Source organism: Mycolicibacterium hippocampi (assembly GCF_010723735.1).
GTDB lineage: Bacteria > Actinomycetota > Actinomycetes > Mycobacteriales > Mycobacteriaceae > Mycobacterium > Mycobacterium hippocampi.
Window position 1 is genome coordinate 597909 of record NZ_BLLB01000002.1, and the last position, 15455, is coordinate 613363.

General features: G+C 67.1%; 18 protein-coding genes and 1 pseudogene. 8 read left to right on the forward strand and 11 right to left on the reverse strand.

Features of this window, described 5'->3' with window-relative positions:
- Positions 1-288 precede the first annotated feature (288 nt).
- Both G6N53_RS03900 and G6N53_RS03905 read left to right on the forward strand, forming a co-directional pair.
- A complete protein-coding gene (locus G6N53_RS03900) occupies positions 289-795 on the forward strand; it encodes a DUF4383 domain-containing protein (RefSeq protein ID WP_163887316.1) in 507 nt (168 codons plus the stop codon).
- A 169-nt stretch (positions 796-964) separates the two neighbouring features.
- Entirely contained in the window at positions 965-1858 is an 894-nt protein-coding gene (locus G6N53_RS03905) for a manganese catalase family protein (RefSeq protein ID WP_163887317.1), read from the forward strand.
- 61 nt (positions 1859-1919) lie between these two features.
- Here the strand turns inward: G6N53_RS03905 and G6N53_RS03910 are convergent, their stop codons facing one another.
- On the reverse strand, positions 1920-2504 hold the full coding sequence (locus G6N53_RS03910) for a hemerythrin domain-containing protein (RefSeq protein ID WP_163887319.1): 585 nt from the start codon (positions 2502-2504) through the stop codon (positions 1920-1922).
- Between the two features lie 94 nt (positions 2505-2598).
- Positions 2599-3405 (reverse strand): MBL fold metallo-hydrolase, encoded by an 807-nt coding sequence (locus G6N53_RS03915; protein ID WP_163887321.1) that lies wholly within the window; start codon positions 3403-3405, stop codon positions 2599-2601.
- Positions 3406-3586: 181 nt separating this feature from the next.
- Between G6N53_RS03915 and G6N53_RS03920 the strand changes: the two genes are divergently transcribed.
- Genes G6N53_RS03920 through G6N53_RS03935 form a run of 4 tightly spaced genes read left to right on the forward strand, consistent with a single transcriptional unit; the run spans position 3587 to position 7358 of the window.
- Positions 3587-4120, forward strand: a complete 534-nt coding sequence (locus G6N53_RS03920; RefSeq protein ID WP_308206994.1) for a DUF2231 domain-containing protein — start codon at positions 3587-3589, stop codon at positions 4118-4120.
- Complete coding sequence (gene malQ, locus G6N53_RS03925; protein ID WP_237166380.1) at positions 4117-6105, forward strand: 4-alpha-glucanotransferase; 1989 nt, start codon at positions 4117-4119, stop codon at positions 6103-6105. The genes G6N53_RS03920 and malQ overlap by 4 nt, the downstream gene beginning before the upstream one ends.
- A gap of 9 nt (positions 6106-6114) precedes the next feature.
- Positions 6115-6888: an enoyl-CoA hydratase/isomerase family protein gene (locus G6N53_RS03930; protein ID WP_163887325.1), complete on the forward strand. Its 774-nt coding sequence runs from the start codon at positions 6115-6117 to the stop codon at positions 6886-6888.
- A gap of 47 nt (positions 6889-6935) precedes the next feature.
- Positions 6936-7358: a nitroreductase family deazaflavin-dependent oxidoreductase gene (locus G6N53_RS03935; protein WP_163887327.1), complete on the forward strand. Its 423-nt coding sequence runs from the start codon at positions 6936-6938 to the stop codon at positions 7356-7358.
- Between the two features lie 69 nt (positions 7359-7427).
- Here the strand turns inward: G6N53_RS03935 and G6N53_RS03940 are convergent, their stop codons facing one another.
- From G6N53_RS03940 to G6N53_RS03960, 5 genes are read right to left on the reverse strand one after another with little or no spacing between them, the layout of a single operon-like run.
- On the reverse strand, positions 7428-8105 hold the full coding sequence (locus G6N53_RS03940) for an energy-coupling factor ABC transporter permease (protein WP_163887329.1): 678 nt from the start codon (positions 8103-8105) through the stop codon (positions 7428-7430).
- Between the two features lie 24 nt (positions 8106-8129).
- Positions 8130-8438 (reverse strand): nitrile hydratase accessory protein, encoded by a 309-nt coding sequence (locus G6N53_RS03945; RefSeq protein ID WP_163887331.1) that lies wholly within the window; start codon positions 8436-8438, stop codon positions 8130-8132.
- The gene (gene nthA, locus G6N53_RS03950; protein ID WP_163887332.1) at positions 8435-9055 is read right to left on the reverse strand and encodes a nitrile hydratase subunit alpha; all 621 of its coding nucleotides are present in this window, start codon (positions 9053-9055) and stop codon (positions 8435-8437) included. Before nthA ends, G6N53_RS03945 begins: the two co-directional genes overlap by 4 nt.
- Positions 9052-9789 carry a nitrile hydratase subunit beta gene (gene nthB, locus G6N53_RS03955; RefSeq protein ID WP_163887333.1) on the reverse strand — a complete coding sequence of 246 codons (738 nt, stop codon included), beginning with the start codon at positions 9787-9789 and terminating at the stop codon, positions 9052-9054. Before nthB ends, nthA begins: the two co-directional genes overlap by 4 nt.
- A complete protein-coding gene (locus G6N53_RS03960) occupies positions 9786-10316 on the reverse strand; it encodes a DUF1097 domain-containing protein (protein ID WP_163887334.1) in 531 nt (176 codons plus the stop codon). The genes nthB and G6N53_RS03960 overlap by 4 nt, the downstream gene beginning before the upstream one ends.
- A 328-nt stretch (positions 10317-10644) precedes the next feature.
- Between G6N53_RS03960 and G6N53_RS03965 the strand changes: the two genes are divergently transcribed.
- Positions 10645-11562 (forward strand): GlxA family transcriptional regulator, encoded by a 918-nt coding sequence (locus G6N53_RS03965; RefSeq protein WP_237166382.1) that lies wholly within the window; start codon positions 10645-10647, stop codon positions 11560-11562.
- A 7-nt stretch (positions 11563-11569) separates the two neighbouring features.
- Here the strand turns inward: G6N53_RS03965 and G6N53_RS03970 are convergent, their stop codons facing one another.
- The 4 genes and pseudogenes from G6N53_RS03970 to G6N53_RS03985 form a co-directional block, all read right to left on the reverse strand.
- Positions 11570-12622, reverse strand: coding sequence for a GlxA family transcriptional regulator (locus G6N53_RS03970; protein ID WP_163887336.1), 1053 nt, complete (start codon positions 12620-12622; stop codon positions 11570-11572).
- A gap of 168 nt (positions 12623-12790) precedes the next feature.
- Positions 12791-13228, reverse strand: coding sequence for a type II toxin-antitoxin system VapC family toxin (locus G6N53_RS03975; RefSeq protein ID WP_163887337.1), 438 nt, complete (start codon positions 13226-13228; stop codon positions 12791-12793).
- The gene (locus tag G6N53_RS03980) at positions 13225-13479 is read right to left on the reverse strand and encodes a ribbon-helix-helix protein, CopG family (RefSeq protein ID WP_163887338.1); all 255 of its coding nucleotides are present in this window, start codon (positions 13477-13479) and stop codon (positions 13225-13227) included. Before G6N53_RS03980 ends, G6N53_RS03975 begins: the two co-directional genes overlap by 4 nt.
- Before the next feature lie 42 nt (positions 13480-13521).
- Positions 13522-14459, reverse strand: a pseudogene (locus G6N53_RS03985) (AraC family transcriptional regulator).
- Between the two features lie 81 nt (positions 14460-14540).
- Between G6N53_RS03985 and G6N53_RS03990 the strand changes: the two are divergent.
- Entirely contained in the window at positions 14541-15377 is an 837-nt protein-coding gene (locus tag G6N53_RS03990) for an NAD(P)H-binding protein (protein ID WP_163887339.1), read from the forward strand.
- Positions 15378-15455 lie beyond the last annotated feature (78 nt).

Consider the following 15455-nt stretch of genomic DNA (forward strand, 5'->3'; position numbering starts at 1 on the left):
CGCGCTAACGCGACGGGCAGTTCCGCAGAGCCCTCGCATCGCGCGAGTGCATCGCCAACCCAAGGGTGGCTTGGCACGAGTGTGGGTGACTTCGCGAACGAGGGAGCCGTGACCGAACGGTAGAGACCCACTTCGCCTGCTGGCTGTGCCACTTCGCATGCCGCCGGAGGAACGGGAATTCGAACCCGCGTCCGGGGTTTGCTTCGAACCGCGGCGGGTAGCAAACGGTCGGGCCGGTCGAGTACCGCGCCGGCCTGAATGGAAAACTCGTACTCAGAAGGAACAGCCATGTCTACACACGAATCCACCGGCGGTAGCGGTATAGCCCGCAGCCGGACCCCCGTCCAACTGACCGCCCTAATCGTCGGCGTCGTCTTCCTGGCCGTCGGTGTCATGGGGTTCATCCCCGGTGTCACCACCAATTACGGCGAGCTCAGCTTTGCCGGGCACCACTCAGGCGCAATGCTGTTGGGGATCTTCGCCGTCTCGGTGCTGCACAACATCGTCCACCTCGCCTTCGGTGTCGCGGGGGTCGCCATGGCACGGACATTCAACGCGGCACGGCTCTACCTGATCGGCGGCGGAGCCATCTACGCCGTGTTGTGGATCTACGGGCTGATCATCGACCAGAACAGCGCGGCCAACTTCGTGCCGGTCAACACCGCCGACAACTGGCTGCACTTCGGCCTGGCCGTCGGGATGATCGGACTCGGCGCCGCCCTCGGGCGCGACGCCATGCGCACCCGTGCCGGGGCAGTCGGCACGTCCACGTCGACCGACACGAGTAACCCCTGATCCCAGGGATCGCAGAGATGAGAGTCCGCCACCCGGCGCCTGTGCCGCTGGGTGGCGGATTCTGCGTGGCGCCAAACCGTTTGCAGGAGATTTGAACTCGGCCCAGGTTTCGCCGAACTCATCTCGGGTAGCTCGATGAGGTCCAGGCAATCAGCCCCCGAGGAGCACCATGTTCATCCACAACAAGGACCTTCAGTTCGAGGTACGGGTCGAGGCACCCGACCCACGCTTCGCCACACTGCTGCAGGAGCAGTTCGGCGGAGCGAACGGCGAACTGAAGGCTGCCATGCAGTACTTCACACAGGCTTTCGTGTTACGCCGCAAGAACCCGAAGATGTACGACCTCTTCATGGACATCGCCACCGAAGAGTTGAGCCATCTCGAGATGGTCGGCAACATGATCACGATGCTGCTCGACGGCCTCAACGATGACCTGAAGTTGGCCAACGAGCGATGCGACTGGATGCCTGCGGTTTCCACCCGCGACGGCCGTGAGCAGGCCATCCACCAGGTGGCCGTGAATCCGCTGTTCTTCGCGCTGACCGGAGGCGGACCGGACGTGCGTGACTCCGCAGGCACACCCTGGTCCGGCACGTTCGTCAACGCGAACGGAGACCCGACCGTCGACCTGCGGAGCAACCTCGCCGCGGAGTCGCGAGCAAAGATCGTCTACGAGTACCTCAAGCAGTTCACCGACGATCCCGGTGTGCAGGACACGCTGACCTTCCTGATGACCCGCGAAGTTGCGCACTATCAACAGTTCACCGCCGCGCTGAACGAGCTGCCGGTCAACTTTCCACCGGGAACGCTGGCCGGCGACCCCCGGTTCCAGAACCTGGCGTTCAACATGTCCGACGGAGGCGGCGAATCGGTTCGCGGTCCGTGGAACGAAGGGCAGGGACCTTGGCCGCAAGGGATGGAATGGGACTACGTCGAAAAGCCCGTTGACTGGCTGGGCAGCGATATTCGCGAAAACACCGGAGCAGCCAACAACCCGACCGGCAGCCCGGCGGTCGACGCCGAGAAGCCGTTCACCCACGAGCAGCGGTCGCCTCTTTCCTGAAACAAGCCCGTAGCGCGATGGCCGGCACCGAATCGGTGCCGGCCATCGCTGTGATCGAGAATCAGTGGATCTGCGGGTCCGGCGGATCCTCCGCCGCTCGGCCGCTGACATTGTCACGCAGCCGGTCTACCAGCGCAGCCCCGGTTCCCATCGTTTTCTGCACGAGGGAGTCAGACGGTGTATCCGGGTGTGGCCGGGTGGGAGCCACCTTCTTCGCCAGCTCCAACTTGGAGCCGAGCTCTTCGAGTTCCTCTTGGCTCATGGCGGTTCGCAACTTCGGCCAGACCTCCGCTTGTTCGAACTCGATGTGCGCACGACCGAGCTTCACGAACTCCTGCAACGCCTGCTGGTACTCCGGCTCACCCGGTGCACCGTCCTCCAGTCGCTGCAACAACGCCTTACCGGCCTGCTCCTGCTCGATGGCCCTGTCCGCCAGCATGTCGCCATCCTCCAGTGCATTGCGCACCGCGGGCCAGAAGAACTGCTCCTCGATGGCTTCGTGTTTGGACTCGGCGATGACAAGGTTGGTCACCATGGTTTCGAGTCCACTCGCTTGGGCCCCGGCACCCGCGGGCGCACCGTCGAGCACATCGAGCATCCCGAGCACGCTCTCGTGATCTTCGCGCAGAAATGTCAAAGCATCCATCCGTCAAAGCCTTTCGTGTATAGCACCCGTGAAGAACATTGCGGTCGGGGCTGCGACCGCGGTGGTGGACGGGTGATACCCGGGGATCCGGCACCTAAACGGTGACCGAGCGTCCCCGCTCCACCTCGACGACACGGTCACCGATACCGCGGCGTCTCATCTCACCGAGGAAGTCCTCCAGCGGCGAAGCGAACACGCTGTAGTCGTCGAAATGGACCGGGACCACCTTTGGTAGACCGAGTAGCTCGACGGCATCGGCGCCCTGCCGTGCGTCCATGGTGACCGTGAGGCCCAACGACAGCCGGTCGCCGGCCGGAAGTCGGGTGCCACCGAGATGCAAGACACCGGCATCGATGGTCCGGAAGCGCACCGGGATGTCGTGGAGTCCGTCGAACACCAGGGTGTCACCTGAGACATACAGCCGTCGCTGAACTGCGTCGTCGACATCTCCGAACTCCAGCATGGTCCCCATCACAGGGGGTAGAAGCCGATGCAGCGGCGTCGGTGCGTGCCGGCCGGGTAGCGCGGTCATCGTCAGGCGCGTCCGGCCCTTGTCGAGTCGGCGATTGTCCCAGGTAGCCAAGCCGACTGCGGCGTTGAATCCTCGACGTCGCAGCCGCCTTGCGGCGTGGTCGGTGGTGATGATCGGCAGGCTGCGGTCGAGCCGACGCTGCGTCTCACGGTCCCAGTGGTCACCGTGCATGTGAGAGAGCACGACCGCGTCCACCGGGGGCAACTGTTCGATCTCCAGAGCGGGCGAGCGCCGCCGTTTGGACACCAAACCGTAGCCGAGGTAGGCACGCTGCCCCTGATGCAAGAAGTTCGGATCCGTGAGCACCGTGAGACCGCCACAGGAGATTAGCGTGGTCGCATTACCGACAAACGTTACTTCGATCTGCACTCGGACCACCTTTCACTCTCGCTCTGGGAAAGCAGAACCATCACTTCATCGAGCACCACAACGTCTGGTATGCCCGTCATCACTCGACATAACCTCCCCGGATGGGCGCGGGGTTGAATCCCTGCCGGCGGGGTAGAGCCCTGCCATGAACCTGCACGATGTCTTGCGTCGCGTTGAACGTATGAAGTCCCTCGACCGGCCGGCTGATGCCGCCGCCGACCTTGCCGACCGGGTGATCGACCGCCGTGGCCTCGCCCGGGCGCTGCGGGGGTCTTGGCTCGGTCATCGGGTGCACCCGCTTCTGGTCACGGTCCCGGTCGGCACGTGGACGGCGTCGGCGGTTTTTGACGTGCTCTTCAAGGACGTCACCACGGCCCGGCGACTCGTGGCCGTCGGCTTGGCTATGGCTCCGCCTACCGCCCTGGCGGGGTGGGCCGACTACCCGCTGCTGGACCGACGCCAGCAACGGGTGGGCCTGGTGCACGCCGCATCGAACCTCGTCGGAGTACTGGTGTTCTCGCTGGCCTACCGGGCCTACCGCCGGGATCGGCCCCGGGCGGCACGTGTCTACACCTTCCTGGGGCTGGCGGCGATCGGCGTGGGCGGCGCGCTGGGCGGACATCTGTCCTATGCGCAGGGCGCAGGTGTGTTTCGCTGGCAGCCGGCGCGAGCCGTGACCCCCGGCGCCCCGCGCGAATTCCAGCACGCCGCGTGATCGCCGAGGAGCTTCGCGAGCTGGCCGCGGCACACGGCGTGGCCACCACGTACCGCAATGAGCGACGTGAACTGGTGGAAGTCGATTCCGAGGTGGTGGTCCGGGTGCTGGGTCTGCTCGACGTCGACGCGACAACCGAGGCCGCGCGACGTCGAGAGCTGACCCGGCTGGCCGAGCGGGACCGCGCCGGCACCCTCGCACCCACCGTTGCCGTCCGCCTGGACGGGCGCCCCCGATCCTTGGCAGGCGCCGCCGCGCTCGTGTCCGAGGACGGCACCACCACCGCGGTGCGCGACGCGCTGCCCGCTGACCTGGCTCCGGGTTGGTACCGGTTGCAGACCCGCGACGGTCAGGAGTCGACGTTGGTGGCAGCGCCGCCGAAAGTACCGACCGCCCCGGCCACCTGGGGCTGGATGCTGCAGCTCTACGCCCTGCGGTCGGCTCGTTCCTGGGGGATCGGCGACCTGGGCGATCTGCGTGAGTTCGTCGACTGGACCACCCGCGAACACGGCGCCGGAGCGGTACTGCTCAACCCGCTGCACGCGCCGGGACCGACACATCCGGTGCAGCCGTCCCCCTACACCCCCTCCAGCAGGCGGTTCGCCAACCCGCTCGCCCTGCGCATCGAGGACACCGAGGCCTACCGTCAAACCGACCCGGACACCCGTGCCGAGGTGGACGCGCTGCGAGTCTCGGCGAGCACCGACAGGATCGACCACGACCTGGTGTGGGCCGCCAAACGCGCTGCGCTGGAGTTGCTCTGGCGCGCCCAGGGACGCCCCGATCCTCTGGATGGACCGGCTGCGACCGACGGGTTGCGGGACTGGGCCACCTACTGTGCGCTGGCCGAGCGGCACGGCGGGCGCTGGAGCCGGTGGCCGCAGCCGCTGCGCGACGTCGCCGGGTCGGCCGTCGCCTCCGCCCGCCGAGAGCTGGCCCCACGGGTGGCTTTCCACGCCTGGGTACAGCAGCGGTGCGCCGAACAGTTGACCGCCATCCGACAGACCGCCCGGGACGCCGGAATGGCGCTGGGGGTGCTTCACGATCTCGCGGTCGGAGTGGATGCCGACGGTGCTGACGCGTGGGCGTTGGCCGATGTCCTCGCCACCGGTGTCAGTGTCGGGGCTCCTCCGGACAACTTCACCCCGCGTGGCCAGGATTGGGGCCTGCCGCCGTGGCGTCCGGATCGCCTGGCCGCCACCGGATATGCCGCACTTCGGGACATGCTGCGGGCTGTCCTCTCCCATGCCGATGGGTTGCGTATCGACCACGTCGCAGGCCTGTGGCGACTGTGGTGGATACCGCCGGGCGACGGTCCGGACCGCGGCACCTATGTCCACTACGACGCCGACACGATGCTCGCAGTGCTGGCGCTGGAAGCCCATCGCTCCGCCGCCACCGTCGTCGGTGAGGATCTGGGAACGGTGGAACCGGAAGTCACGCAGGCACTTTCCGACAACGGAATGCTGGGATGCGCGGTGGGATGGTTCACCCGGGATCAGTCCGCACCGGGCGGACCGTTGTTGACGCCGGCGAACTGGCCGCCGCGGGCGGCGGCCAGCCTCTCGACCCATGACCTGCCCACCGCGGCCGGGTTCCTGCGCGGGGAGCATGTGCGGGTCCGCGCGGACCTCGGTCTGCTCGACGATGTCGCCGCCGAGCAGGACAACGCGGACAGGGAACGCGCCGAGTGGCTGGCGCTGTTGCGCTCCGAGGGTCTGCTGGACGACGCTTCCGAACCCGACGAATCGGCCATCATCGTCGCGATGCACCGGTTGTTGGCCGCCACGCCGAGTCAGCTCAAGCTCGTCTCACCGTACGACGTGGTCGGCGAGCCACGACAACCGAATCTTCCCGGAACCGTCGACGAATACCCGAACTGGCGGCTCCCGCTGCCGGTGACCCTGGAGCAGTTGCGCACCGACCCGCGGGTGGCCGAGGTGACCGCCGCGTTCCGGGAGACTCCCCACCCTCCCGGGAACTAGGGTCCAGCCATGAGCCTCGTCACCTATGAGCTGGAAGACCACGTCGCCACCATCACCCTGAACAGGCCCGACGCCCGCAACGCGATCAACGGTGCGCTGCGCGACGAGCTCAACGCGGCTTGGGACCGGTTCCGCGAGGAGGAGGACGCCTGGGTGGGGATCCTGACCGCGAACGGAGAGGTCTTCTGCGCCGGCGGGGATCTCAAGGACGGCGCCGGGGCGGTGGGCACATTCGGTGGCACGTTCTGGGAGAAGCCCACCGTCAACTCCTTCGAGAGCGGAATGGAGCTGTTCAAGCCGACCATCGCCGCCGTGCACGGTCCGTGTATCGGCTACGGCCTAACCGGGGTGCTGTTCTGCGACTTCGTGATCGCCAGCACCGAGGCCAGCTTCCGCTTCCCCGAGGTGACGCTCGGCGTGCCCACCATCGTCGGAGCGATCCGCCTGCCCCACCGGGTCGGGTGGGCGAACGCGATGGAGTTGCTGCTGACCGGGAAACCGATGAGCGCCGAGCGGGCCAAAGAGATCGGGTTGATCTGGAAGCTGGTCGAACCCGGCGACCTGCAGGCCGAGGCGCAGGCCTGGGCAAGGACCCTGACCGAGGCGGCCCCGCTGGCGCAGCGCGCCACCAAGGAGGTGGCGTGGCGCAGTGCCGACATGGGCTGGGTCGAGTCTGTTCGCTTCGGCGAGACCATGCGTAAGGTGGCGGGAGCGACCGAAGACGTCGCTGAAGGCCTGCAGGCCTGGCGCGACCGGCGTCCGCCGCAGTGGCGGGCGCGCTGAACCCCGCGGCGGAATAACCACCGCGCCGAGAAGTGTTGGAGCACGACGTGACTGAACACGGCGAATTGAGCCCGACGGACTGGGTTCGCGAACAGACCGAACGCATCCTGGAGCAGGGCACCACCGACGGCGTCGAGATCATGGGCCGTCCCGTCGTGCTGTTCACCACCACCGGCGCGAAGTCCGGCAAGAAGCGCTACGTACCGCTGATGCGCGTCGAAGAGAACGGCCGGTACGCCATGGTGGCCTCCAAGGGAGGCGACCCCCAGCATCCGTCCTGGTACCACAACGTGAAGGCCCACCCCCAGGTCACGGCCCAGGACGGCGAGAAGGTCGTGGAGCTGACCGCGCGCGAGGTGGACGGAGCCGAACGTGAGCACTGGTGGGAGCTCGCCGTCCAGGCCTACCCACCCTATGCCGAGTATCAGACCAAGACCGACCGCCTGATCCCGGTGTTCGTACTGGAGTGACGCGACCCCGAAGGGCCGCCTGCCGGGGAGTACCCGGGAAGCGGCCCTCGGTGGTGAATGCCGGACCGGTCAGGCAGGCGCGAACAGGCGGGGCTCCAGCCACGCCGCGTCCCTGAACCGGTGCAGAGTCTTGGCGCCGGCCAGCACCGCCAGGTCGGCCAGTGGTTCGAGGATGATCACCGACATGTAGGCGATGCCGAACGTGGCCAGGCTGGCAACCGTTTCGGCGCTGAAACCCTCACCGTAGAGCGCCCAGAACGACACCCAGGACACGATCCCGGCCTGGTAGGTCGCTGAGAGCCCCAGCGCCTGGCGGTATTTCAAGTCGACGTAGGCAGTCTTGGGTGCGATGGTCCTGCCCGCCACGAACTGCAGTGCGAACAACGGCACCAGCAACGTGGTGACGTTCATGCCGAACTGCGGAAGGTCGAAGGGTGCGACCAGCACACCCTGGATCAGCAGCCCCAGAGCAAGCCCGAACGCCGCCGGCGCTGCGCCGAACAACAGGAACAGCGTCGACCCCAGGATCAAGTGGACCTCGGAAACTCCCACCGGGAAATGTGGGAACACCTGGAAGAACACGAACACCATCGCCGTCGACGCGACGGCACCGAAAACCAGCGACGCCGAGCCACGCTCTTTGATGTGCTTCCATGCCGAGGTCAACGCGTAGGCGCCGACCCCGCCGGCGGTGAGGTAACTCAGGACGATCTTCGACCCTTCGACAACTCCGGGTTCTATGTGCATCGGTGGACCTTTCTTCTCGGCGAGTCAGTGGTGGTCGTCGGCCACGGCGTGGTCGCCGTCGTCGGTGATCACGGGGGCGGTGAGGATTTCCCGCTGTTGGACGACGTCTTCGAGCGCTGCCACCCAGTGGTCGTAGTACTCCCATTCGCCACGCACGGCTTCCGGCGCGGCCTCCCAGCTCCCGATCGTGTCGATCAGGCTCTGCTGGAATTCGCTCCACTGATAGTGGCCGAACTCCGAGAGGGCCAGCGCCAGCCCGAACGCCCGGCGCTGCCATTCGTGGTCGAACGACGGGGCGGCCTGGTCGGTGGTGCAGGTTTCGTGCAGTGTCATGACTGCTGCCCCGCCAGTGCGACACCGATCATGGATTCGGTGGTGACCAGGTCCATCAGCTGCTCGTCGGTGAATCCCTCTGTGCCGGCGGGGCGTTCGGGGATGACGAACCACCGGGAGTGCCCGCTGGAATCCCAGACCTTGATCTCGGTGTCATCGGCGAGCTCGACGCCCACCTCGGCCAACACGGTTCGGGGTTCGCGCGCTGCCCGCGAGCGGAACACCGGATCCTTGTACCAGTAGGGCGGCAGGCCCAGAACCGGCCACGGGAAGCACGAACACAACGTGCAGATGATCAGGTTGTGCACACCGGGCACGTTGGCGACGGCCTGCAGGTGTTCCCCCTCGGCGCCGGCCATGCCGTCGGGCAGTTCCAGCTCGGCGATCGCCGCCGGCGTATCGACGACGACGCGTGCCGCAAACTCCGGATCCTGCCAGGCCTTGACGACGATCTTCTTGCCGTTGAGCGGTGTCATCTCGGACTCGAAGTAGGACAGCACCTTGTCGACGGTCTGGCTGGTGATGATCCCCTTCTCGACCAGAAGGTTCTCCAATGCGGTGACCTTCTCGGCACTGGACTGCTCACGATCGGATGGGTAGGCGAACTGCTCACTCACTGGTCCTCCTGGACGGGTTGGAGATAGGCCTCGAACAACTCGGCATAGAAGCTGTTGGCGCCGGGCTCGGCGCGCACGCCCCAGAGTTCCTCCGGGGTGAACTCCACGATGTAGATCGGCATCGGGTCACCGATGCCGTCACCGGTGTGGACGAAGTAGCCGTAGTCGCCTTCGAAGATGCGGGTGACCGTGCCGATCTTCGTCCGCAGCGCGCCGGGCAGGCGGGTGTGAGCTCCGGCCGGGACGTTGGTGATGCGCACCGTCTGCCCGACCGCGAACTTCGGGTGTGCCACATCGCGCCGGGGGCTGTCGCCGCGACGCAGGTAGTCGATCACCTGATCGTCGATCGCCGGGACGTCGGCCTCGCTGGAGGACAGCGCGGAATCACCGAGCCGTGACTGGATCTCGTCTTCGGACACATAGCCTTTGTCGATGAAGAACTGGGTGATGCCGCCGAGCCACTTCTCGTAGTAGCGGAACTTGAAGTAGTCGAACGGGTTCATCCCCTCGGCGCCGGTACGCAGGTCCGCCCAGGTCCATTCGTCGCGGAATTTGGTCGGCACATCGGCGATCGGGTACTCGGGCAGTGCTGAACCGAGGTGGTTGCTCAGCCCCATCATCGCGACGTGGATGCCGAAGATCCGCTTCTCCCACTCTTCGACGAACACTCGCTTCTCGAGGCTCAGCGGCTGGGGCAGGCCCTCGAGTCCGCCCAGATAGTGCTGCAACTTCATGCCGTCGCGCCTTTCGTTTCAGCACCGGCAGCCGGAGCCGTCGGCGACTTGGTCATCACTTTCGCGAGGTACTCCGAGGCGATCCCGAACGTCGCGCCCAGCACGCAGGCGACCGCTGCCACGAGCCCGGGGTGGGAGATGCTCGTCGCGGTGACCAACTGTCCGGTCCCCGCGACCGTGGACACCGTGGAGGCGAACCCCACCACCACAGCCGGCGTGGTGGCGAGAATGTCGACCCAGGACGCCTGCACCATCACCGCGCTGCCGACGCCCACGGCGACGGCGGTGAGCAGGAGACCGCCACCGAGCAGATGCGCTGCGTACAGACTCCCGCAGGCGATGGCGACGCCCGCCAGATTCGACAGCACCGAGCGCACCCAGCCGGTGGCACCACCACCGACGAAGAAGAAGGACGCCCATGCAAGGAACACCACCCAGATCGGGACGGTGATCACGGCGGCGGTGAAGGCCACCGCGACCCCGCCGAGCACACCGATGCTCACCGTGAGCGCAGACCGCGAATCCATTCAGTTCCACCTTGCCTAGTCGACGTGATCGAGACGTCGAGACGCTTCGAGTAGCGATGCCGACGCCGGGCCCACCGTCAAGCCCGTGGACAACGTTGAGCGCGCCGTGTTTCCGGGCAGTAACGCAGGCTTTTCGGTCGACGGCCGACATGGACATCTTTTGCACAGAACAGGACATTCCGGCCGGCAGGCCCGAGCCGCCGCGAGCGACCCGACCGACACGGACAGGTCGTGCGCAATTCCGGACATCGGCGCGCGCGGGGTGGCTGTGGTAACCCAGGCTAGTGCAATGCATCTCGTCAGCGACCGCCGGCCACGGTGCGTCGCGATGCTTGTGTTCGACGGGGTGCGGACCCTGGATGTCACCGGGCCGCTGGAAGTCTTCGACGTGGCTCGGGCTCTGGGATGCGCCTATTCGGTCGGGCTCTACACGACGACCGGTTCCTCGTCGATCCGGTGCTCGTCAGGGTTCTCGCTCGACGCCGCTCCTGCGTCCGCCCTGCCCTCCCGACTCGACACGCTTCTGGTGCCCGGCGGCGATTTCCTTGTGACCGAGGGTGTTCCGCAGCATCTACAACAGATGATCCGCTCTCAGGCACCACAGTCCGCCCGGATCGCCTCAGTCTGTGCAGGGTCATTCGCGTTGGCCGCGGCGGGTCTGCTGGACGGTCGGCGGGCGACCACCCATTGGCGACACCTCGACACGTTCGCCGCGCGACACCCGTCGGTGCTCATCGACCGCGACTCGGTGTACACCCGAGACGGCGCAGTCTGGACCTCCGCGGGCGTCGCAGCCGGCATCGATCTCGCGTTGGCTCTGGTCAGCGACGACTACGGCGCGGGCATGGCCCAGGAGATCTCGAAAGACATGGTCGTGCTCAGCAGACGCATGGAGGGTGATCCGCAGATCTCCGTGGCCGCCCGGACGCCCCGGCCCAAACACCCGGAGCTCGACCGATTGCTCGCCACGGTCAACGCCGAACCGGCAGGGCACTACGAACTCGAGACGGTGGCAGCCCGACTCGGTATCAGTCCTCGCCATCTCGCCCGACTGTTCAAGGCGCAGGTCGGGGTGACGCTTCGGCAGTACGTCCAGGAGGTCCGGCTGGAGAACGCCGTCAGCCTGGTCCTGGCGGGCGAGTCCTTTCACGCGGCGGCCCGGCGCAGCGGCCTGAGTTCTGGCGCCCGGGTTCGCGATCACCTCGCGGGGCGCCGCATCCCAGATGCGACGGCATCGGGCGCCTGACAGGTCGCTACTGGTCGATTCCGGTGGTACGAAAGCGATTTCGGTACACGCCGGGAGAAACGCCGAGGTTGCGACGGAAGGTGCGCCGCATGGTGTCCGGGGTGCCGAACCCGGCACGCCGCGCGACGGCCTCCTGGCTCTGGTCCCCGGTGGCCAGGAGCACCTTTGCGGCCTCCAGTCGCGCCTGCTCGACGAACCGGGCGGGCGTCGTTCCGACCTGATCGCGGAACATCCGCACCAGATGCCGCTCGCTCACCGCCGCGCGGGCCGCCATATCCGCTGTCGAATGCTCGGCGCCCGGGTCGGCGATGACCGAGTCCACGATGTCGCGGAGGCCGCCCGTCGCCGGCAGTGCTGCCTCCGCCCAAACGCTGAACTGGGCCTGCCCGCCGGGGCGTTGCAGGAACACGACCATCCAGCGCGCCACCCGGCGGGCGACGGTCGGCCCGTAGTCACTCTCCACCAGCGCCAACGCCAGGTCGATTCCGGCGGTGATCCCTGCCCCGGTGATGAACGGACCGTCCTGCACGAACAGCGAGTCGGGGTCGACCTTCACGTTCGGATAGGCGCCGGCCAGCGTCTGGCAGTGCGCCCAATGGGTGGTCGCGCGGCGGCCGTCGAGCATCCCGAGGGCCGCGAGGACGAACGCGCCGGTGCACACCGAGGCGACCCTGCGCGCCCGCGGCGCCAGTTCGCGCACCATCTTCACGGCGTCGGGTACGGCGTCGGGCGTCGGCTCTTCCGGGATGTCGTGCAACCCGGGGGTGAAGTTGAAGTCGGCCGGAACTCCGCCCGGCACGAGCAGCGTGTCGATGGACCCGGGCACCTCGGCCAGCGGTATGTCCACGTTCAGCGTCGCGAAAGCCGTCGTTCCCACAGCCTCCCCGGTCGGGGAGGCCAGAAGCACGGTGTAATTCGCGCCGAAGTCGTTCGCGCGAGCGAAGATCTCCAGCGGCGCCGCCACATCCTGCAGCGTCACCTTGTTGTAGAGCGCGAAGACCACCGTTCTGGCTGCCGCGCCGGCGGGCACTCGCTGCTCATGTCTGGAATCGTCGGCCACGTGTCCGAAACTGCCCTTCCATTGACCCCGCACTGAGCGTGGGGATCAATCTAACGGGCTTGTGTTGCCGCAGCATTGCGAACGTCGGCAATGGTTCAGGCCGGATCGCGCCCGAACAACTGCGTCCACCGGCCCCGTCGCGGCGACAAATCCCGTCGCACACACCGGTCAGGCCAGGAGCGATTCTGGGGTGTGCCAACGGATGCCGTCGAATCGGGCGAAATCACGATCATAGGTGACGACGCTTCCCCGGTGCTCGATGGCCAGCGCCGCCAGATGGGCGTCGTTGACGAGATTGCCACCTGCGCCCACCTGAGTCAGAAGGTCGGTCAACACGTCTGCGTGCCGGGCGCTCGGTTGCACGAGTACCGCACTCGGCGCCGCGCACCACTCCCGAATCTGGACCAACGCGTCTCGTGGATCGAGCGGGGAAGGGAACAGGCCGTGCTTCGTGGTGAGCCGAGCGAAGGCCAGCAGCGAGACCCACGCCAACCCGACGATGTCAGCTCCCGACAACGCCGGGTCCAGCCACCGCCGACTTGCCTCGTGATGCTCACTCGCCGAATTGACCGCGTACACCAAGACGTTGGCGTCGACCAGTTTCATGCGCCGCGCCGCTGCTTTCGGACCAGTTCCTCGTCTTCGAGTTCACCGGCCAGTTGCAGGGCTCGATCCAGGTTCACCGACGGCACACCCAGGTCTGCTGTGCGGGTGGCAAAAGCCGCCGGGGCCGGCCGTTGGGCCGCACCTTCACGGATCGCGTCGTTGAGCGCTTGTTTGAAGGACGTCCCGCGCTCTGCCATTCGTCGTTTGATCAGGGCGAGGGTGTCGTCGTCCAGTGTCACCGTCGTGCGCACCTTGACAGCATAGCGTCAAAATCCCTGACAGCATGCTGTCAATTAAGATGCCGCGGCGGTAGCGGTACGGCGGAACTCGCTGGGATTGACGCCGCGGACCCGTTTGAACGCTGCGCTGAATCCGAACGGTTCGGAGTAGCCCACGGTGCGGGCCACCGCCGCGACCGTGGCATCCGGCCGTTCGATGAGCAGATCCGCCGCAAGTGTCATCCGCCAGCGGGTCAGATAGGTCAGCGGTGGTTCGCCGACCAGCTCGGTGAACCGCTTGGCCAGGGTCGACCTCGACACCCCGATCCGGTCGGCCAGCGTTGCCACCGTCCACGGTGCCGCCGGGTCGCCGTGCAGAAGGCGAAGCGCGTCGCCGGCGACCGGATCACGCTGGGCGGCCCACCACGCCGGGGGCGGCCGCCTGGTCGGTCGAACCACTCGCGAAGCGTGCACACCAGCATCCAGTCCAGCAGCCGATCCAACACCACCTGCTGGCCGGGGACGTCCATCGCCACCTCCGCGGCGAGGTGGTCCAGCACTGCATCGCCGGTGCCCCCGGCCTCCACCCGGAGCACGGGCGGCAACACGTCGAGCAGTTGGCGGCTGATCTCACCGCGCACCGGGTAGGCGCCGACGATCAGGGTCGTCGCACCGCTTCCGGCGTCGTCGTCGCTCCAGCCGAGCCGGTGCCGGGTGCCGCCATGCTCGGGGGTGGCGCAGAACTCGCCGCAGGCGACCGGTTCTGCGGATGTGCCGATCTCGTCGACAAAGGTGAAGGTCGCCGGACCCCGCACCACCACCGTTTCGTAGGCGCCCAGCCGCTCCGGCGCACCGTCGTCGGGCACGATCCAGCCGGCCCCACCGAGAACTGTGCACAGCGTCAGCGGCGCGCCGTCGACGAAGTGCAGGGCCCAGGGTGCGGTGAGGCTGGAGCTACCGAACAGCGAGCCGTGGGCCCGAACTCCGCGGAACAGGTCACCGAACACGTCCATCAACCAAGGTTAGACGAATACACATGCAAACCGGCTCTTAACCTATGGCTGCGTCCGCATGGCCGGCGTTCAATCGATGTCATGACCAACAACAACACTCTTGTCCTCGGTGCGACCGGCAAGACCGGCCGACGGGTCGCGGCCCGGCTGCGGTTGCGCGGCATCCCGGTACGTGCGGCCTCCCGGTCCAGCCAGACCCGGTTAGACTGGTCCGACCCCGCCGGCTGGGACGCCGCCCTGCAAGGAGTAGCTGCCGTGTACGTGGTGGCTCCTGCCACGGTGGGACCCGTGCACCAGTTTGTGAAACGCGCCGAATCCGCAGGGGTGCAGCGACTGGTCCTGCTCTCCGGGCGGGGCGCCGACACCTGGGGCGACTCCGAGTTCGGACTGGACATGCGCGACGCCGAGGATGCGGTACGCGCTTCGGCCGTCGAGTGGACCATCCTGCGGCCCAACAACTTTGCCCAGAATTTCGACGAGGAACTGTGGCACGCACCTCTGCTCACCGGTCAACTCGCGTTGCCGGCCGGCACGGTCCCCGAGCCGTTGATCGACTTGGAGGACGTCGCCGACGTCGCGGCCGCGGTGTTGACCGAGCCCGGCCGGCACGCCGGCGAGATCTACGAATTGACCGGCCCGCGCGCCCTCACCTTCGCGGAAGCGGTCGAGTTGATCGCCCGCGCCTCTGGGCAACCCATCACCTACAAGCAGATCTCCCCCGCCGAATACGCCGCCGCGCTCGTCGACGACGGCCTGACCGAGGAGGACGCCCACCACATCGCCGAGATGTTCGTGATGATGGAGCGCGGCCTGCTGGCGGATCCGACCGACGACGTCGCCTCCGTTCTGGGACGCGAACCGCGCGCTTTCGAGGACTACGTCCTGCGGACTGCGGCAACCGGGACGTGGCAACGCTGAGCACCGCGACGCCCGCGGTCGGCATCCTCGAGTCCATGCGGTTCAGCCCGCTGCCGTGAGCTGCGCGCGACCGCGCAC